The sequence below is a fragment of the Streptomyces sp. NBC_00203 genome (genome assembly GCF_045206325.1).
GTDB lineage: Bacteria > Actinomycetota > Actinomycetes > Streptomycetales > Streptomycetaceae > Streptomyces > Streptomyces lutosisoli.
The window spans coordinates 9,283,136-9,304,455 of sequence record NZ_CP108126.1 but is presented as its reverse complement, the minus strand read 5'-3'; the positions used below and the strand labels follow the sequence as shown (position 1 = coordinate 9,304,455).

16 protein-coding genes and 3 pseudogenes are annotated in these 21,320 nt (G+C 68.1%); 14 read left to right on the top strand and 5 right to left on the bottom strand.

Going from position 1 to position 21,320, the window contains the following annotated elements; genetic code table 11:
• The first annotated feature begins 22 nt into the window (after positions 1-22).
• From OG975_RS41220 to OG975_RS41195, 6 genes and pseudogenes are all read left to right on the top strand, one after another.
• Entirely contained in the window at positions 23-571 is a 549-nt protein-coding gene (locus tag OG975_RS41220) for a phosphoribosyltransferase family protein (protein WP_330308860.1), read from the top strand.
• Positions 572-651: 80 nt separating this feature from the next.
• Entirely contained in the window at positions 652-2,481 is a 1,830-nt protein-coding gene (locus OG975_RS41215) for an ATP-binding cassette domain-containing protein (RefSeq protein ID WP_406334706.1), read from the top strand.
• On the top strand, positions 2,478-4,256 hold the full coding sequence (locus tag OG975_RS41210) for an ABC transporter ATP-binding protein (protein WP_406334705.1): 1,779 nt from the start codon (positions 2,478-2,480) through the stop codon (positions 4,254-4,256). The genes OG975_RS41215 and OG975_RS41210 overlap by 4 nt, the downstream gene beginning before the upstream one ends.
• Before the next feature lie 340 nt (positions 4,257-4,596).
• Positions 4,597-4,885 (top strand): annotated as a pseudogene (locus OG975_RS41205) (hypothetical protein); the annotation flags it as partial.
• A gap of 938 nt (positions 4,886-5,823) precedes the next feature.
• Positions 5,824-7,197: a condensation domain-containing protein gene (locus OG975_RS41200; protein WP_406334704.1), complete on the top strand. Its 1,374-nt coding sequence runs from the start codon at positions 5,824-5,826 to the stop codon at positions 7,195-7,197.
• A 58-nt stretch (positions 7,198-7,255) separates the two neighbouring features.
• A complete protein-coding gene (locus OG975_RS41195) occupies positions 7,256-7,684 on the top strand; it encodes a cupin domain-containing protein (protein ID WP_330308856.1) in 429 nt (142 codons plus the stop codon).
• A gap of 138 nt (positions 7,685-7,822) precedes the next feature.
• On the opposite strand, the pseudogene OG975_RS41190 reads toward OG975_RS41195, so the two are convergent.
• The 3 genes and pseudogenes from OG975_RS41190 to OG975_RS41180 form a co-directional block, all read right to left on the bottom strand.
• Positions 7,823-9,048, bottom strand: a pseudogene (locus tag OG975_RS41190) (IS110 family transposase).
• A gap of 180 nt (positions 9,049-9,228) precedes the next feature.
• Complete coding sequence (locus OG975_RS41185) at positions 9,229-9,648, bottom strand: transposase (RefSeq protein WP_406334703.1); 420 nt, start codon at positions 9,646-9,648, stop codon at positions 9,229-9,231.
• Positions 9,591-10,097 carry a transposase family protein gene (locus OG975_RS41180; RefSeq protein ID WP_406334702.1) on the bottom strand — a complete coding sequence of 169 codons (507 nt, stop codon included), beginning with the start codon at positions 10,095-10,097 and terminating at the stop codon, positions 9,591-9,593. Before OG975_RS41180 ends, OG975_RS41185 begins: the two co-directional genes overlap by 58 nt.
• A gap of 339 nt (positions 10,098-10,436) precedes the next feature.
• Here OG975_RS41180 and OG975_RS41175 point away from each other — a divergent pair.
• From OG975_RS41175 to OG975_RS41160, 4 genes and pseudogenes are all read left to right on the top strand, one after another.
• A pseudogene (locus tag OG975_RS41175) lies at positions 10,437-11,648 on the top strand (IS110 family transposase).
• Between the two features lie 991 nt (positions 11,649-12,639).
• Entirely contained in the window at positions 12,640-13,704 is a 1,065-nt protein-coding gene (locus OG975_RS41170; protein WP_406334701.1) for a Rieske 2Fe-2S domain-containing protein, read from the top strand.
• Positions 13,701-13,871 carry a hypothetical protein gene (locus OG975_RS41165; protein ID WP_406334700.1) on the top strand — a complete coding sequence of 57 codons (171 nt, stop codon included), beginning with the start codon at positions 13,701-13,703 and terminating at the stop codon, positions 13,869-13,871. Before OG975_RS41170 ends, OG975_RS41165 begins: the two co-directional genes overlap by 4 nt.
• Positions 13,868-14,803, top strand: a complete 936-nt coding sequence (locus OG975_RS41160) for a PDR/VanB family oxidoreductase (protein ID WP_406334699.1) — start codon at positions 13,868-13,870, stop codon at positions 14,801-14,803. Before OG975_RS41165 ends, OG975_RS41160 begins: the two co-directional genes overlap by 4 nt.
• On the opposite strand, the gene OG975_RS41155 is transcribed toward OG975_RS41160, so the two are convergent.
• Entirely contained in the window at positions 14,754-15,578 is an 825-nt protein-coding gene (locus tag OG975_RS41155) for an IclR family transcriptional regulator C-terminal domain-containing protein (RefSeq protein WP_406334698.1), read from the bottom strand. The genes OG975_RS41160 and OG975_RS41155 overlap by 50 nt on opposite strands.
• Before the next feature lie 195 nt (positions 15,579-15,773).
• Between OG975_RS41155 and OG975_RS41150 the strand changes: the two genes are divergently transcribed.
• Genes OG975_RS41150 through OG975_RS41135 form a run of 4 tightly spaced genes read left to right on the top strand, consistent with a single transcriptional unit; the run spans position 15,774 to position 19,130 of the window.
• Positions 15,774-16,745, top strand: a complete 972-nt coding sequence (locus OG975_RS41150) for an ABC transporter substrate-binding protein (RefSeq protein ID WP_406334697.1) — start codon at positions 15,774-15,776, stop codon at positions 16,743-16,745.
• Positions 16,742-17,515 carry an ABC transporter permease gene (locus tag OG975_RS41145; RefSeq protein WP_406334696.1) on the top strand — a complete coding sequence of 258 codons (774 nt, stop codon included), beginning with the start codon at positions 16,742-16,744 and terminating at the stop codon, positions 17,513-17,515. The genes OG975_RS41150 and OG975_RS41145 overlap by 4 nt, the downstream gene beginning before the upstream one ends.
• Positions 17,512-18,291, top strand: a complete 780-nt coding sequence (locus OG975_RS41140) for an ABC transporter permease (protein WP_406334695.1) — start codon at positions 17,512-17,514, stop codon at positions 18,289-18,291. Before OG975_RS41145 ends, OG975_RS41140 begins: the two co-directional genes overlap by 4 nt.
• Positions 18,292-18,311: 20 nt before the next feature.
• Positions 18,312-19,130, top strand: coding sequence for an ABC transporter ATP-binding protein (locus OG975_RS41135; RefSeq protein WP_406334694.1), 819 nt, complete (start codon positions 18,312-18,314; stop codon positions 19,128-19,130).
• On the opposite strand, the gene OG975_RS41130 is transcribed toward OG975_RS41135, so the two are convergent.
• Positions 19,099-21,288: a discoidin domain-containing protein gene (locus OG975_RS41130; RefSeq protein WP_406336696.1), complete on the bottom strand. Its 2,190-nt coding sequence runs from the start codon at positions 21,286-21,288 to the stop codon at positions 19,099-19,101. The genes OG975_RS41135 and OG975_RS41130 overlap by 32 nt on opposite strands.
• Positions 21,289-21,320 lie beyond the last annotated feature (32 nt).

The window sequence follows — 21,320 nt, the reverse complement described above, 5'->3', positions numbered from 1 at the left end:
ACGACGCGAGGAGCCCACACCCGTGACCACCTACCCCGTCACCATCGGCGCCCTGACCCGCCGACTGCCGATCGTGGCGGTCTCCCCTGACGTCAGCATCGCCTTCCTCAAGCTCTACGGCGACCCGCCGCTGGTATCGGCGGCGGTCGCCCTCCTGGCCCAGCAGGTGTCCGACGAGGTCGACATCGTCCTGGGCCCCGAGGCGGGCGGGATACTCCTTGCGCACTTGCTGGCCGAGAGGCTGGCGCTGCCCTACGTGGTGGCGCGCAAGAAGGCCCGCCCGAACATGGTGAACCCGCTGTCGGTCCCCGTACGGACCATCGGAACCAGTCAGGCCCAGGCGCTGTTCCTGGGTGAGGACGACTGCGGCAGCCTCCAAGGAAAAAACGTGGCCGTCATCGACGAGGTGGTCAGCAGCGGGGGCACGTTGGACGCGGTGCGATCCCTGGTACACGCCGCCGGCGGCAGGGTCGTCCAGGCCCTTGCCGTCGCTACGGAGGGCGAGCCGCGCCCGGACGTGACGAGTCTGCTGCACCTGCCGCTGTTCACGACGGTGACCACCACCCCATGAGGGCGGCGCGCCCGATCGCCCAGCCCATGCCCAGCCCATGGTCATCCTCTGACTGACACAACACCTACCCCGAGGACCGCATGTCGCGTCTGCACACCTCAGGGGCGGTCTCGCTGCTTCGGCTCCTGAAGAACCTGCCCCTTTCCCTCTTCGCGTTCTTGGTCACCGCTTTCGTCACACTGAACGCGCTTCCTGCCCTCTCGGCGATCGCCTCTCGGGACCTGATCACGCGCGCTCGCTCGGCCGGGACCCACCCCGGAGCGTGGCACGCGGTCGTGACCTCGGTGGCGGTGTTCGCCCTGGCGATGCTCGTCCAGCAGTTGGCGGTGCTCGCCATCGATCCGATCGCTCACGCGGCCAGCCGCCACATCGACGGACGTCTCCGCTACCAGGTCGCGGAGTTGGCCTTGTCGCCTACGCAGACCGTCCACCTGGACCGTGCGGACCTGATGGGGACCTTCGCCCTGGCATCCAGCGACATGCAGGGGTATACCCCGGGCCGGGCCGCCGTGTCCTACCTGGGCCAGCTCTGCCAACTCGCGGGGTGCTTGGCCTGCCTGGGGCTGCTCGCACCCTCGCAGCCTTGGCTGGTGGTGGCCTGCCTGGTGGTACTTCTGACCCGCCGCTGGTCGCAGAAGCGCATCTACGTGGACCTGAACTGGCTGATCGTCCGCTCCGCGGCGCTGACCAGGCGGCACCGGTTCTGGGCGCAGTTCGCGAGCAGCGTGCAGAACGCCAAGGAGATCCGGGTCTTCGGCCTGCGCGACTGGGTCACCGACCGCCACCGGACCGCCTTTCTGGCTCAGACCCAGCCGATCTGGGAGCAACGCCGCAGGAAGTTCTCCGAGAACTGGAGGTCCCTGCTGGCCGGGATCGTCGCCATGTTCCTGGGCCTGAGCGCGATCGCCTCAGGTTCGGCATCCCACGATCCGGGGACGGTCGCTCAGGACGTCAGCGCCCTGCTGGCCGCGATGTGGCTGGGCAGCCTGGGGTACGGAAGTTTCGACGTCGAACACGGGATGCCGATGGCGCAGGCGGCTGACCAACTGCGCCGTGAACGGAACCGCATCGGGGAGAGCTCCCCTGCCGTTCCCCCACCGCGCGATCGGACCAAGACGCCGCCCACCGTCCGGTTCCACGAGCTGTCCTTCAGCTACCCGGGCAGCGGGCAGCCAGTGCTCAACGGGCTCGACCTTGAAGTCCGGGCGGGCGAAGTGCTCGCCATCGTCGGAGTCAACGGCGCCGGTAAGACCACGACGACGAAGCTGCTCACCCGCGCGCTGGCACCGGGTGCGGGGCGAATCACCGTCGGCGGCCAGGACCTCGCCGACCTACCCGCCGCGCACTGGCGAAGCCAGATCGCTGTGGTCACCCAGGAATTCCTCCGACTGGACCTCTCGGTGCGCCAGAACATCGAGATCGGTGCCCCTGAGCACGCGGGGGACGACGCCTTCTTCGAGCAGGTCGTCGACGATCTCGACTTGGACGACTTGGTCAGCAGCCTGCCGCAGTCCTGGGATACCCCGCTGTCGCGCAAGCTCTCCGGAGGGAGCGAGCTGTCCGGTGGCCAGTGGCAGCGCATAGCCCTGGCCCGAGCCGTATTCGCGCTTCGGGCCGGCCGAACCCTTCTCATCCTGGACGAGCCGACCGCTCACCTGGACGCCGAGGCCGAGGGCCGGATCTTCAACCGGTTGATCGCCGCTGCGCGGGGGGCCACCGTGATCCTCATCTCGCACCGGCTGGCGACCGTCAGGCTGGCCGACCGGATAGCGCTGCTCCAGGACGGGCGGATTCAGGAACTAGGCACTCATGAAGAACTTCTGACGGAGCGTCGAATCTACGCGGAGCTCTTTGAGTTGCAGTCTCAGCAGTTTGCCGCCGTGGCCCCGGTGCAGGAGGGCAAGCAGTGAGTACCCGAACCAGGCAGTGGATGTTCCTGCTCCGCCTCAACTGGCGTACCAGTCCGCTGCGTTGCTGGCTGATCGTGGCGACCCTGGTCCTCGACGTGTTCGGCCAGCCGGCCTTCGCACTGGCCCTGCGGAACTTCGCCGACGCGGTCGTCGCCGACCAGCACACCGCGGCCCTGCGCGACGCGGTCCTGGCAGCCGCCCTGTTCTCGCTGAGCACCCAGATGCCCGGGGTACGGAACCTCCTGCGCCGCGACGTATGCGAACGCGCGGGCCTCATCCTGGACGGCGAAGTCCTGGGTATGGTCTCCGGCATTCCCACCGTTCACCACCTGGAGGACCCGCGCAGCCTGGATCGAATCGACGCGGTGGCGGGCAGGGGCGCCGAGCTCTCGAACGCCGTCTTCTCCGCGGCGGAGACCCTGGCCACCGTGCTGGGCATCGGTACGACCCTGCTCGTGCTTGCTACCGTGTCCCCGATCCTGCTGCCGACCGTGCTGCTCTGCCTGCCCACCCTCTGGCTCAACCGCATCGGACAGGCCCGCATCCGCAGCGCCCGCCTGCGCGCCGCTGAGGCCCAACGCACCGCTGACGACCTGCTCCAGGTCTTCTTCGATCCCACCGTGGCCACGGAACTGCGGGTGACCGGTGCTGGACCGATGCTCCTGAACGCCTACCAGCGGCGCTGGCGCACCGCCTCCCGCACCGTCGGCAGCGGCATGTGGCGTGCCGGCGCGCTGCTGGCGGTCGGCTGGCTGGTCTTCCTGGCCGGGTTCACCGTGGCGCTGGGGTTCACCGCTGTGCGCCTGAGCCACGGCAGCGCCTCGGTCGGGGATCTGATCATGCTGCTCACCGTCGCTCGCCAGCAGCAGGGAATGTTGCAGAACATCGTTGCTCAGGTGGCGCAGTTCATGGCGGGAATCCACATCGCCGACGCCTACTGGTGGCTACGTGGCGTCGCCGCGGAATCCGCGCCCTCGGCGACCCTGCCGGTACCAGCTGCGCTCAGCCACGGAATCGAGCTCGACCGGGTCTCGTTCAGCTACCCCGGTACCAAGGTGCCGGTGCTGCGCGACATATCTGCCAAACTGCCCGCAGGCTCCCTGGTGGCACTTGTGGGTTCGCACGGCTCCGGCAAGACCTCGCTCATCAAACTCCTGACCGGGATGTACGCGCCGACGAGCGGTCGGCTCACCGTCGAGCACGGCTCCCTCCAGGAGCTCGACCCGGCTGCCTGGCGCGCGCGCCTCACCTGCGGCTTCCAGGACTTCGTCCATTACCCCACGCTCGCCCACGAGGCCGTCGGCGTGGGTGACCTGCCCGCTGTCGACGACCTCCAGGAGGTTCGCCGCGCAGTGGCCCAGGGCGGCGCGACCCGCGTTGTCGAGCGTCTGGACGATGGGCTGATGACGCAGCTCGACCCGGTCTTCGGTGGCGTTGAGCTCTCCGGCGGGCAGTGGCAGAAGCTCGCCCTCGCGCGGACGTGTATGCGTCGCTCTCCGCTGCTGGTCGTGCTCGACGAACCCACTGCGGCGCTGGACGCGCGCAGCGAGTACGAGGTCTTCCAACGCCAGGTCCAGTTGGCCCGGGAACTGGCCCGACGCAGTGGGACGATCACCATCATCGTTTCCCACCGCTATTCCACGGTGCGGATGGCCGACAAGATTCTCGTCCTGTCCCACGGATCTGTCATCGAGGACGGCGACCACCAGCGGCTGATGGCGCTGGGCGGCGAGTACGCCCGGCTGTATGCGATGCAGGAGGAGGCCTACGCCTGAGCCACGTCCATCGCCTTGCGCGAGGGTGTCGTCATCGGAGCTGGGCGGGAAGGCCGGCTCGACGGACTCCCACGCCTGCTGCACCACCCGTGCTTCGCGGGGTCGGTGGTGCGCAGTTCATTGAGCAGGCCGGCGACCAAGGGCGGCCGGGCCGAACCAGCCGTAATTCGCTGCCTGCAGGTGCAGATGTCGGGACTGCTGCCGCAGCCGGTTCTCCAACCGCCGGTCGCTATCCAGCACCGTCGCTGTTCCTGCGTCGTGGGCGCGAAGATAGGCGTCCACCTGCTCGAACGCCGAGATCAGTTTCCTGGCCCCGGCCCGGCCGGCAGCGGCCCACCCAGTCGACCCCTACCGCGACCACCTGCGCGCCCGCCGGGCGGAGGAACCGGCGGTCCCCGCCCTCCAACTCTTCAGAGAGGTCAAGGAGTTGGGCTACACCAGGAGCCTCAACCTGTTCTACCGCTACATCACCCAGGGCCGCGCGGCGGGCGACAAGCCAGTCACCACCCCGAAACACTTCGCCCACCTCCCGCTCTCCAACCCCGAGAACCTGGCTGCACTCCTTCGCTAACGGCCTCGAACTCGACCGCGCCGCCGTCGACGCCGGACTCACTACACAGCGCTACCACCGATTACGGGACAGAGCCGTTCGCTGGACAGACCCGACTCGTTTCACGGTTCTCGTTCAGCTCGACGGGCGTGACGCGGCCGTCGTCACCGCGTGGCTGTCGGCGATGTCCGTCAAAGCGGATCAAACCCAGTTGTACTCGGCTTGATGACAGATCAGGGAATGGCTTCTGGTGCAGTGCTCCACCAGATATGACGGAGTGATACATGGTTGACCGGTTGCCTAATGTCGCGGTATTGTCGCGTCATGATCGTGACGGGCGTCAGGAAGTTCCTCGTGAGGCGCGTGTACGTCGACTTCGCTCGATGCGACGCGGGGCTTTGTCCCCTCTACATTTAAGTTGCGCATTCCACCTCGCAGTGCTGGTGTGGTGGCCCCCCGAGCGCTTCGGACGTTCCTCCGGCGTTTCTCCGCACTGTTCCCCTCTTCTTAATCTGTGCCGTCCGCGCGGGCTGTCCACGTCTGCCTGGGTCCCGGCCGTCTCCACGTCATTCACCCCGCCCTTCAACGGTGCGCCGCACGGCTGTCCCGGCGCTCACGACCCTGGGCTGGAGAATATGAACGACGCTACTCAGTAAAATCCCGACGTTGATGTGCACTTGATGATTGTCATGCAGCAGCCAGTTCGGTATTCCCATCGATTTTCCATGCCATTGGTCGCCGATTATCTCAGGGTGGCTTCGGAGAGCGGCCGTTGATGCAGAAAGGATGCCCCGTCCATATTATGAATGTGTGTGGCGGAAACCCAAAGACGGTTGTATTGCAGGAGTTATTTACTCGATCATTACCCGATGTCATCGCGTTCTCCGTGACGGGGCGGAATCTCCTTTCCTTCACCGCTCTGGCCGAGCCCTTCGAACAGATCGACAAGCACCATGAGCTGACGGCCGCTCAGGCGCAACAAGCGCAGCTGTACCAGGCTCATGCCAGGGGGTGCCGGTGACCGGCCCTGGACACGGCTGGCGCGAAGAGCCCGTCAACTGGCCCCAGTTGGACTGGCAGGTGGGCTGGCGGGTTGATCAGCCGCCCTCCCTGCACCGGACGGACTCCCATGTCTACAACCTGGTCACCGGCGTGGCCGCCACGGGCAGCACCCGCGACCAGGTGCGTGCGGCGGTTCGCGCACTCATCACCCGGCATGAGGCACTGCGCACCCTCCTCGTCCCCGGTGACGGACCACGAGACGTGCAGTGGGTGGCGCCCGCGCCGACGTCACCGGCCGACCTGGAACCGCTGCTCGAGTTCCACCCGGCCGACGAAGGCGCTCAGAGGTTCCGCTCGCTGCGCCGCACTGACTTCGACCTCGAGCGGCAGTGGCCTCTGAAAGTGCTTGTCGCGGAGGACCGGGGTGCCGTCACCGAAATCGGTGTCGTCGCCGACCATGCCGCCGTCGACGGCTGGGGCATTGAGATACTACGGAACGACCTCGCCCGGTTCCTGACCGCCGCCCGGCGCGGGCACGCCCCGGAGGAGGCTTTCGGAGCGACCGAACTACCCATGCAGCCAAGGGAGGTTGCCCGGTGGGAACGGTCCTCGGCGGGACACGCCCACCTGGAGCGGGCCCTCGCCGTTTGGCGCGATCAGCTGTCCGGCCTGCGGGCCGCTGATGTACCCCACGTGGGTACCCCGGCCCGAGCCGGGGATCCGCCACCGACGTACCGGTCCTGCGTCATGGGCTCGACCCGGCTCTTGCAGGCCGCCGACCGGGGCTCCGCGGCTTTGCGTGTGCCTGTCTCCACGCTCTTCCTCACCGCCCTGGGCCATGCCCTGTGCGACGTGGCCGGTGCCGTCCGAGTGGGCCTGCAGGCGCACTTCACCAACCGGCTGAGCCCCGCCCACCGGCGGTCAGTCAGCACTCTTTTCCTGCGCGGACCTATGACTGTCGAGCGGACGCCTCGGGTGAACCTGGCCGACGCCGCGCGCGCCCTGTACCCGATACAACTGCGCGGGGCGATAGCCGCGAACGTGGACCGGCTGCGTGTGGAGGAGCTCAAGCAGGAAATCTACGCCGGCACGCAGGCTTCCGTGCTGACCGGCGCCTGGCTGAACTACCAGGATCTCAGCGCCACGCGGGACGGCGGAGGACCGCCGGCACTGCTCGGGCCCCTTCCGGCGCGGCCGCCCGCAGACGATCGCATCCGTACCGAGGGTCTGAAGCGACGCGGCCGGCCCTTCGTCCTGAAGGTCGACCGGTTCCCCGACCAGATCAGCCTCCACCTGCTGTGGCAGGAAGGTGTGGTGCCAGCCGACTTTGCCGAAGCGGTCCTTGGCTCGCTCACCGAGCGGGTCCTGAACCTCGCCCCATCACTTTGAACCACCACTCGCAGCGCAACACCGCACAGTCAATACACATCATGAGAGAAGAGCTGACATGGGCAATCTGTTCGACGTCGCACAGCACTTGGTCGATCTCGCGGCCGCGCAGCAACATCAGGTGATCGACGACCTCGGTGTCGACGTCACTGGCATAGAGGGCGCCAGCGGAGCCCGCGCGGTCTCGTCCCTTGGCGTCACCATGGGCGTCGACCAACTCGTACTGCAACCGGGAAGCGCGTTTCCGCCCCACATCCACGAGGGCGACCATCTGCTGTACGTGCTGTCGGGGGCTGGTTCGGTGCACATAGACGGCGTGGACCACCTGTTGCGTGCGGGGCAGTCTGTGTTCATCCCGGCGGTCTACGAGCACGGCCTGCGCGGCCCGCAGGAGGGCGGACCACTAAAGATCATCTCGTTCAGTACGCCTCACCACCCCGTCGACTCCGCCCATCGCATGACTGTGATCCGCACGGAACAGGAGTGAGCACCGTGCCGTAGGTAGTGCCCCTGACTGGCCGTTCTCTATCCGTTCGTGTGCTCGGTCCGGTTCGAACAAGGTGCTGGATCGGGTGAGTTGGCCGGTGTCGGGGCATGAAGGAAGACACCTCACGATGCCAATGAGTCAAGCTGCGGCGGCGAGTTCGGTGGGGAACGCGGTGTGTTCGTCGAACAGCTGGCGGTGTTGTAGGCAGTGGTAGAGCTGGCCGATCATGCGGTTGAAGAGGTTGCGCTGGGCGGCTGCGTGCCAGTCGCCGTGCTCGCGTCGTCGCCGGTAGTGGGCGTTGGCTCCGACGGACCCTCGGAGTGAGGCGAAGGCCCAGAGGTAGCCGCGTGATTGAGCCGGTCGTTCTTCACCCACCGCCGTGTGATGGACGACTTCTTGCCGGAGGCCCTGGTGATGGGCGAGGAGCCGGCGTATGCCTTCAGTCCGCGGGCGTCGGCGAAGCGGCTGTGGTCGTCCCCGATCTCAGCCAGGATCCGGGCGGCGAGCTGGATGCCGAGCCCGGGGAAGCTCAGCAGGATCTCAGCGTCCGGGTGCTGAGGGAATGCCTCTTCCACCGCCTCGGCGAGCTGGGCGGCTGCGGTGCAGGCGGCTTCCAGCTGGATAAGGAGGGCGAGCATCTGCTTGCCGAGCGCGTTCTCGACCAGCGGCGGCTGGTGGGCCCACTCGGCGCGGAAGACCTCGCGGACGCGGTCGGCCTCCGCCTCGATGCCGCGCTTGCGGCCTGCTCGTTTAAGGGCGGCCCGGAGCTGGGTGCGGGTCAGCCGCGCGGCCCGGGAGGGAGTCGGTGCGGCCTTGAGGAGTTCGCGGGCTTCGGGGCGGCACAGGCCGTTGGTCCAGGTGGCGAAGGCTTCCAGGGCGGCGGGGTAGTACTCGCGTAGCAGGGAGCGGAGCTGGTTGGCGATCTGTTGCCGGTTCCACAGCGCGTCCTGCTGGGCGCGGGCGAGGACGGCGATGGCGCGGCCGAGGTCGGAGTCGCCCGGCAGCGGCCGGTGGGCGTGCATGTCGGTGCGCAGGATGTTCGCGAGCACGAGTGCGTCGCCGGGGTCGGACTTCTTGCGGGAGACGGAGTGCCGGTCGCGGTAGCGGGCGGCGGCCAGCGGGTTGATCGCGAACACCTTCCGTTTCCCGGTCTGCAGCACGGCAACCAGCAGGCCACGGGAGGTCTCGATCGCCACCGGGATCGGGTTCTCCTCGGTGTCGCCGTATTCCGCGAGCAGTTCCAGCAGCAGTTTGTAGCCGGCCGCGTCGTCGGTGATGTGCCGCTTGGCCACCAGCGCCCCGGCATCGTTCACCAGGGCGACGTCGTGGGTTCGTTCCGCCCAGTCGATTCCGCAGTAGATCAAGGTTGTCCCTCCCCGATGTTCAGGTGTTTGCGCTGGTCACGAGCACATGCGGGCCACGCGAGCGACCTAATCCCAGGCATCAACCGTCTTGCGGATGTGCCTCCACCTCACTAGCCGTTCGTGACACCAGCGCGCCCCACGGGCCTCGGTCTGCGCGGGAGCTCGGACGGCTCGGGCGTATCAAGAGGTCATCTCGTGCACCGCCGCGAAGTTCCGGCGGGTGTTCGTGACCCGCTTGCCCTCGATCACCGGTGGCTCGGCGGGCAGTTCGGCCGGCTCGTCCTGGTCGTCTTCGAGGGAGGCGAGGCAGCCGCGGTGGGCGATGACGCACTTCTCGTCCGCCTTGCAGAGGTTCTGCCAGAGATGGAACCTGTCGGCGATCTGGACCGCGTCTGGAGCGGCCGTCCGGATGGCCTCGGCATACGCACTTGCGCGGTCACGGCATACGATCTCCGCGCCGGGGTGCTGCTCGAGCCAGGCGGTGAAGGTCTCGGCGGTGCGGTCCGGCAACACGTCGACGACGCGACCGTTCTCGATGTCGATCAAGACGGTGCCGTAGACATGACCGCGCTTGAGGGCGAAGTCGTCCACGCCCAGCACGCGGGACTTCGTTGCGGCGGCTCGGCGGGCAGCCGCCGCACGCGGTCGAGCATGCTGTTCGGGCTGACGGTGCAGTGGAGCATGGCCGCGAGCCGAGCGCCGGCCCGTCCGGCGAGGAAGCGTCCGATCGCGGTGAGCATGTCTTGCTGCAACTGGCTGCGGCGCTCGTGTCGGAAGGTGAGCCCGTCGACCTGTTCCACGAAGGTCCTGCGTGGGCAGGAAGGCAATTCGCACCGGAATCGCCGGACCGTCAGATGTATCGTCGTGGGCCGCCCGCCGATCGCGACGTCGGCAAGCCGCCGACGGTATCGATCGTGGATGCGCTGCGAGTTCGTGCCGCAGCTGGGGCACCGGCCTGCACCGTGAACGGCCGAGGCGCTGATGAGGAAGCTTCCGTCCTCGGCTCGTATGTCCTCTATCGCGACGCCCGCCAAGTGCGGCAGCAGCACGTCAACTATTCGATCTCCCAACACGACTGGACAACAAGGGAGTTGGCAGGTCAGTCACGCTCGGTCATCCCGAAAAGTTGATCAGAGCCATTTCTCCTGGCCGCCGACAGATGCCCATTACCTTCGTTGTAGAGCCCGGTTCGGGTTCGTGGCCTCCGGGGCCGGTATGGCTCGTTGCCCCTGTCCTTGATGATCCGGGGGGTGCTGTCGCCGGTCCTGGCGGCATCGGATGGTCGCTGATGGAAGCGTGTCCGCCGACAGGCAGGGCTGCGTAATGTGGCTGCCGATCTCCGGTGCCCGGGCGGGCCACCGGTGGCGACTCCGGGGAGGGAAAGCCCGGTGACCAGCAACAACTTCACGTCGATCGATGTGTTCTGTGCCCTGGACGTGGGCAAGTCCACCCACCACGGCACGGCCCTGCTGCGTGATGGCCGTACGACCTTCGACAAGCCGCTGCCCAACGGCGAGCCTCAGCTGCGGGAGCTGTTCGCCCGCCTCAACCGCAAGGGGAAAGTGCTGGTCGTGGTCGACCAGCCGGCCTCCATCGGCACCCTGGCGGTGACCGTCGCCCGCGCCAGTGGATGCGACGTCGCCTATCTCCCGGGGCTGTCGATGCGCCGGCTGGCCGATCTGCACCCCGGCACGGGCAAGACCGACGCCCGCGATGCCTACGTCATCGCCGATGCCGCCCGCACCATGCCCCACCTGCTGCACTCCATCGAAGCCGACGAGAGCGTGCGGGCCGAACTGACCATGGTTCTGGGCTACGACGACGACCTCGCCCAGGACGCCACCCGCACCTCCAACCGGCTGCGCGGACTGCTCACCTCGATCCATCCGGCCCTGGAACGCATCGTAGGACCGCGGCTGCGCCACCCGGCGGTCCTGGCCCTGCTGCAGACCTTCGGCTCCCCGGCCGCACTGGCCCAGGCCCCCGCCGAGGAGCTCATCCAGGTCATGACCGATGCTGCCCCGCGGATGCGGACCCCGCGGGAGCTGGCCGGACAGATCCACGCGGCCCTGACCGAGCAGACCGTCCAGGTCCCCGGCACCGGCTCGGCCGGCGAGATCATCTCCGGTCTGGCCGAGTCGCTCGCCGTGCTCCTCAAGCGTCGCGAGATCCTGGAGACCCGCATGGCGGCCCTGCTGCAGGCCCACCCTCTCGCGAAGGTCCTGACCTCCATGCCCGGGGTCGCGGTCAGGACCGGAGCCCGCATCCTGGCCGGGGTCGGCGACGCCAGCGCCTTCCCCACCGCCGCCCACCTGGCCTCCTAGGCGGGACTGACCCCCACCACCCGTCGTTCGGGCACCTCCATCCGGGGCGAAGGACCGCCCCGCGGCGGCAACAAGACGCTCAAACGGGCCCTGTTCCTGGCCTCGTTCGCCTCGCTGAACAGCCCCGAATCTCGGACCTACTACGACAGGAAACGGGCGGAAAACAAGCGCCACAACGCAGCCCTCATCTGCCTCACCCGCCGCCGCGTCGACGTCCTGCACACCATGCTCAAACACCGCACCCTCTACCAGCCCAGGCACGAACAAACGGCCTGACCGAGCCCGCACACCTTGACCGAACAGATAGAAGCACCCCCCCAACTGCCCAGCCGAGAGCAGGACTTACATGAGCGCCACACAAGGGGCCTCGCGGCCCCATGAACTCGTCGAGGTACCAAGATTTTCCAGTTCGGCGTTGGTGACGGCGAGCCCGACCGAGGCTGTGCTGATGACGGCGCCGAGGAATGGCAGTTCCGGTGGTGTACCGGATGTTGCGAGAGCGCCGGCTGCCGCGCGAGGCGGCGGGGCCCCTGCCACATGACCCGACCACCCCGCGGCTCCTGGACGGCCCCTGAAACGCTCAGCAGGTCGGTTTCGGCCAGGAACCATCAATCCCGGGCCGTCACGCATCAGCCGTCCCGCCTGAAGACATTTCCGCAGGACATGATCACGAAAGGCGAACGCCACCAGCAGCGAAGAATCCGCTGGCCAGCCCCCGCCCCTGGCAGCCGACCACCGCCACTCAGTGCCTCTTCAGCGGCTCACCGGTCCAACTGCTCCCCGCGCCGCTCCCATCCGCAAGGCGAACCAGCACGCGACCTCACACCACCCTGACCAGCGGCAACACGCTCAACAGCCTGAAAGGGTGCGGATTCGACCCGGATTCGCCCCGAGGCCCCAGACTCCAAAACGAACAGTAGTTGACCTGCAGTGATGCTGAATCTTGCCGCTGTACCGAGCATCCACAGACAGAGGAGTATCACAATTGAAAGTAATTGGACATTATTGGGCGATTAACGCCACGCTGTGAGTAGTCACACTCGTCGTCGCCGCCTCCGGCTCCTCCGAGCGCGAACCGAATGGCCACACCACGCGGCACTTCACTCTGGCGACTAGGGGCTGACAGAACAGGGCTCTGACCAGCCTCTTTACAGAAGCTCTTCCGCCTGGCAGAAGCCGCCTTGTCAAGCCGATGCAAGCGTCACGACCCTGATTCCAACCACGGCACGCGGGGCGACGACGCCCCGCCGACAGGGACGGAACCCCCATGCCTCACACGACCGCCTTCGCCAGGAACCAGTGGTACGTCGCCGCCTACACGCACGAGGTGGGCCGCGAGCTGCTCGGCCGGACGATTCTCGGTGAGCCGCTCGTCTTCTATCGCGCCGAGGAGGACGGGACGGCCGTCGCGCTGTCCGACCGTTGTGTGCACCGCCGTTTCCCGCTCTCGGAGAGTCGGCTCGACGGCGACAGGATCGTGTGCGGGTACCACGGGTTCACGTATGACACGACGGGTGCCTGTGTGTACGTGCCCGGGCAGAAACGCATTCCGCGCACGGCCCGGGTCGCCTCGTACCCGGTCGTCGAGCAGGACTCGTTCGTCTGGGTGTGGATAGGCGACCCGGCGCTCGCCGACCCGCTCACCATCCCGCGCGCCCGGCACATGGACTCCCCGGACTGGACCACGGTCTGCGGCATGGAGCCCATCGACGCCGACTACGGGCTGCTCGTCGACAACCTCCTCGACCTCTCCCACGAGACCTATCTGCACGGCGGCTACATCGGCACTCCCGAGGTCGCCGAGACGCCGATCTCCACCGAGGTCGACGAGGGCGCGGGGATCGTGCGGGTCAGCCGGCACATGGCCGACGCCGAGTGTCCGCCGTTCTACGCCCGCTCGACCGGCATCGAGGGCCGCATCACGCGCTGGCAGGACATCGAGTACCACGCGCCGTGCCTCTACCTGCTGCACAGCCGTATCGCGCCGGTCGGCGTGCTGCCCGAGGCGGACGGCAGCGACCCGAACGCCTTCCACACCGAGATCACGTACGCCATCACGCCGTCCGCCGACGGCAAGGTGTACGACTTCTGGGCGGTCTCCCGGGACTTCGCCCGCGACGACGACGAAGTCACCACGTTCCTGCGGGACTTCAACCACACGGTCGTGATGCAGGACGTGGACGCGCTCAACCTGCTGCAGAAGACGCTCGGTTCGGAGCGGGCCGGGTACCAGGAGCTGAGCATCAACATCGACACCGGTGGTCTCGCCGCCCGCCGTATCCTCGCCCGTCTGGTCGAGGAGGGCGACAAGCCGATGGAGAAGGTCCAGTGACCGGTCCCACCGGCGAGATCTACCGCGTCGACTGGCTCCCCGGCACGGACGTCCTGCACGGCACCTGCCACTGCGGCGCCGAGCACACCGCCCAGGACCCGATCGAGATGTGGGAGTGGATGCTCGCCCACCCCGACGGCCACGCACCACGAGGAAACGGGTCATGACCTTGTACGAAGCCGAACTCGTCGTCGAGCGACGGGAGTCCGTGGCCGACGGCGTGCTCGCGCTCACCCTGCGCCACCCGCTGGGCGAGGAACTCCCCTCCTGGGAAGCGGGCGCCCACATCGACGTCGTCCTCGGGCCGGACCTGGAGCGGCAGTACTCGCTGTGCGGTGATCCGGCGGACCGTCTGGCGTGGCGCGTCGCGGTGCTCCGGGAGCCCGACGGGCGCGGTGGATCGGCTTACGTCCATGGGCAGTTGGGTCAGGGCGACAAAGTGCGCGTCCGTGGTCCGCGCAACCACTTCGCCCTCAAGCCCGCCCCGCGGTACCGGTTCGTCGCGGGCGGTATCGGCATCACCCCGATCCTGCCGATGCTGGCCGCCGCGGAGGAGGCGGGCGCCGAGTGGACGCTGCTCTACGGCGGGCGGACGCGTGAATCCATGGCGTTCACCGAGGAGTTGGGCCGGTACGGGGACAGGGTGCGGATCGCTCCACAGGACGAGACGGGGCTGCTGGACCTCGCTTCCGTACTCGACGGGGTCCCCGAGGGCACCCTCGTCTACTGCTGCGGCCCCGGGCCGCTCCTCGACGCGGTGGAGGAACGCTGCCCCGCCGGAGTGCTGCACGTCGAACGTTTCCAGCCGAAGGCTCAAGACACGGGCGGGAACACCGAGTTCGAGGTGGTCCTGGAACGCTCGGGGCGGACGCTGACCGTTCCGTCGGACGCCTCTGTCCTCGACACCGTCCGGGCCGCCGGTGTCGAGGTGCTCTTCTCCTGCACCGAGGGCACCTGCGGGACCTGCGAGACCGACGTGCTCGAAGGGACCCCGGACCACCGGGACTCGGTGCTCACGGAGGAGGAGCGGGAGGCGGGCGAGACCATGCTCATCTGTGTCTCCCGCTGTCTCGGGAAGCGGCTCGTGCTGGACCTGTGAGCCTGAGGTCCTGAAGGTCCGCCTCGACGCGGGCCACGGTCGCCAGCAGGTGGGGCAGCAGATCGCGGCGTACGGAGTCCAGGGAGTTGCGGCTCGCGTGCACCGGAATGTTCACCGCCGCCACCACCTCGCCGTCCCGGTCCCGCACCGGGGCGGCGACCGAGCGCAGCCCCTCCTCCAGTTCCTGGTCGACGATGGCGTACCCCTGGCGCCATACCCGCCGGAGTTCGGCCCGCAGCGCGTCCACCGAGACGATCGTGCGGTCGGTGAGGGGCCGCAGCTCGGCGCGGGCGAGCCGGGCGTCGGTCTCCTCGTCCGACAGATGGGCGAGAATCACCCGGCCCACGGAGGTCACATGGGCCGGAAAGCGGGTGCCCACGGTGATCGTCACGGTCATGATGCGGCGGGTGGGCACGCGGGCCACGTACACGACGTCGTCGCCGTCGAGGACGCACAGCGACGACGACTCCTGGACCTGGTCGGCGAGTTGCTCCAGGTGCGGTCGGGCGATGTCCGGCAGCGTGAAGCCCGAGAGATAGGCGTAGCCGAGCTCCAGCACGCGTGGGGTGAGCCGGAACATCCGGCCGTCCGTGCGGACGTATCCGAGGTCGGCCAGCGTCAGCAGGAAACGGCGGGCCGCCGCGCGGGTCAGGTCGCAGGCGCGCGCAACCTCACTGAGCGTCAGTTCCGGGTGGTCGGCGTCGAACGCGCGGATGACGGCGAGGCCGCGTTCGAAGGACCGGACGAAGTGGGGCGCGCGGACTGCCGCGGGCATCGTCGCCTCCCGATGAGCTCCCGATGGACACAACTCGCTCTCGGCGCACGTCAAGAACGCGTTTCGATAACTGTCAACAATATTGTTAGCCAAAGGCATTGACCCCCGCCGTACGGGGGTTCTACCTTCCGCTGAGCACCATTGTGCGCTGTGCGCACAGCCTGTCGGAACACTGTCGTCTGCACAGGAGGAGCCATGCGTCGTCTGCTCGCCGGTCTCGCGGTCGGAGCCTTCCTGGTCGCCACTTCGGCCTGCGGTTCGTCCGACGGCGGTGGCGCCTCGGACAAGAACTCGTCGTCCGGCGGTACCACCACTGTCAAGGTGGGGGTCATCCCCATCGTCGATGTCGCCCCCCTCTATCTCGGCCAGAAAGAGGGCTTCTACAGCAAGCGCGGCCTGAAGCTGTCCATGACGACCGCGAACGGCGGCGCGGCCATCGTGCCGGGCGTGGTCAGCGGCCAGTTCCAGTTCGGCTTCTCCAACGTGACCTCGCTGATGCTCGCCCAGTCCCAGAACGTGCAGGTGAAGGCCATCGCCAACGGCGTCGCCTCAACCGGCGTCTCGGGCAAGGACTTCGGGGCCGTCGTGGTCAAGAAGGGCAGCAGCCTCAAGTCCGCGAAGGACCTGGAGGGCAAGAAAGTCGCGGTCAACACGCTCAAGAACATCAACGAGACCGCGGTGCGCGAGTCGGTGCGCAAGGCGGGCGGCGACCCGGACAAGGTGAAGTTCGTCGAGCTCGCCTTCGACCAGATGCCCGCCGCACTCGACAAGGGCCAGATCGACGCCGCCATGGCCGTCGAACCCGCGCTCACCACCATGCTGGGCCAGGGGGCCACCCAGATCGCCTGGCCGCTGGTCGACGCCGCGCCGGACCTCACCGTCGCCATGTACTTCACGTCGACGTCGTACGCGTCGAAGAACCCGGACGTGGTGAAGAAGTTCCAGGAGGCCACCGCCGAGTCCCTTGCCTACGCCGACGCCCACCCGGACGAGGTCCGCCAGATCGTCGCCACCTACACCCAGGTCCCAGCGACGGTGCTGGCCAAGGTGATCCTGCCCAAGTGGCCGGCCGAGGCGAACCGTTCCTCGATCGAGGCGCTGGAGAAGCTGAGCGAGACGGACGGCCTCTTCAAGACGGCCCCCGACCTGGACAAGCTGCTCCCGTGAAAGGACTGAACACCGCACTCGGTGCGGCCGGACTCGCGGCCTTCCTCGCCCTCGGCGAGGTCGTGCCGCGCGTCGGCATCGTCAAGGAGGCGTACTTCCCGCCGACCAGCCGTATCGCGTCCGCGTTCTGGGACGAGATCACGGACGGCGCGTTCTGGTCGGCGCTCGGCGACACGCTCACCGGCTGGGCCCTGGGCCTGGCGATCGCCGTCGGCGCGGGCATCGTCGTGGGCGTACTGGTCTCCGTCGTCCCGTATCTGCGCGAGGCGACGGCTTCGACCATCGAGTTCCTGCGCCCGATCCCGTCGGTCGCCCTGATCCCACTGGCGGTCCTGCTGTACGGCACCGAACTCCGCTCGGTCCTCCTCCTCGTCGTGTACGCCTCCTTCTGGCAGATCCTGATCCAGGTCCTGTACGGCGTCCAGGACGTCGACCCGGTCGCCGAGGAGACGGCACGGTCGTACGGCCTCGGCACCTGGGCGCGGGTCCGGCACGTGCTGTGGCCGACCGCGCTGCCGTACGTCATGACGGGGGTGCGGCTGGCCGCGTCCGTCGCGCTGATCCTCGCCATCACCGCCGAACTGGTCATCGGGGCACCAGGGTTGGGCAAGACCATCGCCATCGCGCAGACGTCACAGGCCGTGCCCGAGATGTACGCCCTGATCGTGGTGACCGGTCTGCTGGGGCTGCTCATCAACGTGGGCGCGCGTACGGTGGAGCGGCGGGCGCTGGCCTGGCACCAGTCGGTGCGCGGGGAGGTGGCGGTGTGAGACGGGTTCTGATCCGGCTGCTGTTCGTGGTCGCGCTGCCGGCCGTGCTGCTCACCGTGTGGTGGCTGGCGTCGGACGGCAGCACCAATCCGTTCTGGCCGCCGCTGCGGACGATCCTCAAGACCTTCCCGGATGTGTGGACCGCCGACCGGCTGAAGACGGACGTCCTACCCAGCGTCCTGCGCCTGTCGGCCGGTTACGCCTCGGCGGCCGTCGCCGGGGTCGCGCTCGGCACGGTGATCGGCTCGTACCGGCGCGTGCGGGCGGTGTGCGAGCCGGTCCTCGAGTTCCTGCGGGCCGTGCCGCCGCCGGTGCTGGTCCCGGTCATCATGCTGTTCGCGGGCATCGGCGACACGATGAAGATCGTGGTCATCGCGAGCGGCTGCGTCTGGCCCGTCCTCCTGAACACGGTCGAGGGCGTGCGCGCGGTCGACCCGGTCATGAAGGAGACGGCCCTGTCCTATGGCATCACGGGCGTCGCCCGGCTGCGGAGCCTGGTGCTGCGCTCGGCGAGCCCGCAGATCTTCGCGGGACTGCGCCAGGCGCTGTCCATCGGGATCATCCTGATGGTCATCAGCGAGATGTTCGCGGCCAGCGACGGACTGGGCTTCACCATCGTCCAGTTCCAGCGCAGTTTCGCGATCCCCGACATGTGGACTGGCATCCTCGTCCTCGGGCTGCTGGGATTCCTGCTCTCCGTCGTCTTCCAGGTGGTCGAGCGGCGGGTGCTCGGCTGGTACCACGGCCTGCGCGCCGCTTCCCGCCGGTCCCCGTGAACATCGTGAAAGGGCGGTCCATGCTCGACGTACGCGGCCTGAACAAGGTCTACGAGGGTTCCGGACGCCGCGTGGAGGCGGTGCGGGACCTCACCTTCACCGTCGACGCCGGCGAACTCGTCTGTCTCGTCGGCCCGTCGGGCTGCGGCAAGACAACCCTGCTGAAGTGCATGGGCGGACTGCTCACACCGACGGCCGGCGAAGTACTGCTTGCGGGGCGCAAGGTGAGCGGCCCGCCGCCCGGCATGGCGTTCGTGTTCCAGGAGTACGGGCGCAGCCTCTTCCCCTGGATGCGGGTCGGCGAGAACGTCGAACTACCGCTGAAACAGAAGGACTTGAGTAAGACGCGGCGGCACGAGCTGGTCGCGGACGCGCTGGAGTCGGTCGGGCTCACGGATGCCGCCGGGGCGTATCCGTGGCAGCTGTCCGGCGGTATGCAGCAGCGGGTCGCGATCGCCCGCGCGCTGGCGTACGAGCCCGATGTCCTGCTGATGGACGAGCCGTTCGCGGCGGTCGACGCCCAGACCCGCGCCGATCTGGAGGATCTTGTACGGGGGCTGTGGCGGGAGCGCGGGATCACGATCCTGTTCGTGACACATGACATCGATGAGGCCGTCTACCTGGGCGAGCGGGTTGTGGTCCTGTCTGCCTCCCCGACCGTCGTACAGGAGCAGCTGAAGGTAGATCTGCCCGTCGAGCGGGATCAGTTGCACACCCGGGTGGCCCCGCGCTTCGCCGAGCTGCGGACCCACGTGTACGAGCAGATCCAGGCGGCGAAGCGCGGGACTCTCCCGGTTCAGGACAGGCTCACGAAGTCAGATACGCCTCCACCTCACTGAACTGGCCTGCGGGCCAGCCGGTGTTGGCGGTGACGTTGAGCCTCAGATAGCGCAGGCTCGTACTGCTCGGCAGGGCCACAGTGACGGTGTTGCCGGTCGCCGGGTCGAAGCGGTAGCCCGCCGAGGCGACCACCGTCGAGTACGCCGAGCCGTCCGTGCTGCCCAGCACGGACAGGGTCTGCGTGCGCGCACCCCAGGCCGAGGAGGGCGGCAGCTTCAGCACCAGCCTGCGGACGGCCTGGGCCGAGCCGAGGTCGATGGTGATGGCCTGCGGGAAGGCATTGTTGGTGGACTCCCAGTAGGAGTTCGCGTCGCCGTCGACCGCCTTGCCGGGCGTGTAGACGTCCTGCGAGCCGGTCGCGGTGGCCGGGCGGCCCTTGGCCAGGTTGGCGTTCGGGTCCGGGGGCGGGTTGCCCTGGCCCGGCTGCGGCCAGGTCGAGCAGTCCGACCAGGTGCTGCTCCAGCCGGAGTTGCCGCCGCCGTCGGTGAGGTTGAAAGTGCCCGAGCCGGACGGGTAGGGGCAGTTGTAAATGCCCGCCGAACCGACGCCGGTGGCCTGGACGTTGCTGAACTTGGCCGCGCCCTGCGCCTCGGCCTGGACGACGACCGTGCCGGTGTTCTGCACGCTCGCGCCACTCACCGTGACGTTGCCGGTCGAGTAGCCGTGACCGCCGCCGGACACGAACTCGAAGGCGCTGTAAGGGCTGTTGGTGATCGTCGTGTTGGTGATGTTGACCGTGGCGTTGATGGCGCTGTCGTATGAGTCGACGCGCAACGCACCCATCGGGTGGTTCCAGTTGGGGTTCATCGCACCGGTGCGGACGAGTGTGTTGCCGTCGACGGTGATGGTGCCGGCGAGAGGGGAGAACGGGTCGAGGAACTTCTGGTTGGAGATCGCGATGCCGCTGCCGAGGGCATTGGTGTCGGAGACCAGGTTGTTCTTGACCGCGATGTCGGTGCCGCCGTAGATCGCGATGCCGTTGGCGAGGTTCGGCTGGGTGATGGTGTTGTTCTCGAAGCTGCTGTTGGTGTCGGGCGAGTAGAGAGACCACATGGCGAGCGCGTCGTCGCCGTTGTTGCGCAGGAAGTTGTTCCGGACGCGGACACCGCGGGCGTTGCCGTTGAGGTTGAGGCCGTCGGCGGTGGTGTCGAGGATGCGGTTGTTCTCGACGACGAGGTTGTCGTTGTTGCCGGTTAGCCACAGTCCGACCTTGAGGTGCTGGAGCCACATTCCGGAGACCGAACTGCCGGGTCCCAGCGATCCGTTGACGAAGTTGTCCGGGTTGGAGTCGACGCGCTCGGTGACCTCCCCGATGACCGCGAAGTCCTTGAGGTGGACGCCGCCGGACGAGCTGGTCTGGTCGATGAAGCGCGAGGTGTGCACGACGGAGTACCAGCTGCCGGCGCCTTGGAGGGTGACGTTCTGGACGCCGTTCAGTGAGGAGGTGACGCGGTAGTCGCCCTGCGGGATCCACACCACTCCCCCTTGCGCGGCGGAGATCGCGTCACGGAAGGCCTGCGTGGAGTCGCCCTGGCCGCTGGGGTCGGCGCCCTTGTCGGTGACGGACACCGAGCCTGCCGGCCGGGCGGCGGCAGCGGCGACCTGCTCGAAGTCGGCGACATCGACGGTGACTTGGGTGGAGGTGGCCTGGAAGGCGATCTTGTCGCCCGCCTGCACACTCTGGCCGAGCAGCAGCCGGGCGTTGTCGAAGCGGTGATGGGTCTTGGCTCCGGCGATCCAGGAGGTGTCGACATACGAGTACTTGGAGGTGACGGCGAGCGTCTTGGCGAGCCTGGTGCCGTTGACGTAGACGTCGAGGGTGCCCGACTGGCCGTCGGGGACGCTGTAGGACACGTTCACCGCGTTGGCCGCGCGCGGCACGGTGAACTCGACGCGCTGGCCGGCGGTCAGCCGTACGGCCTGCCGCCCGGAGGCCTCCGAGGCGAGGGTGCCCTGCGTGTAGTCGGGGCCGATCTTCGTGCCCGTGGAGGTGGCGGACTCGGCCTCGACCGAGGTGAAGGGCAGGTCGGCGCCCGCGGCCGTCACCGCGGAGTGGGCGGGGGCGGCGCCGAGCATCCCGGCGGCGAGGGCGACGGCGGCGGCGCAGGCGAGTGGTATGCGCCGGGTGGACGGCCGGGTAGGCCCGGTGAGTGGCATGCGCCTGACAGATCTGGTGCTGTGCATGTGCT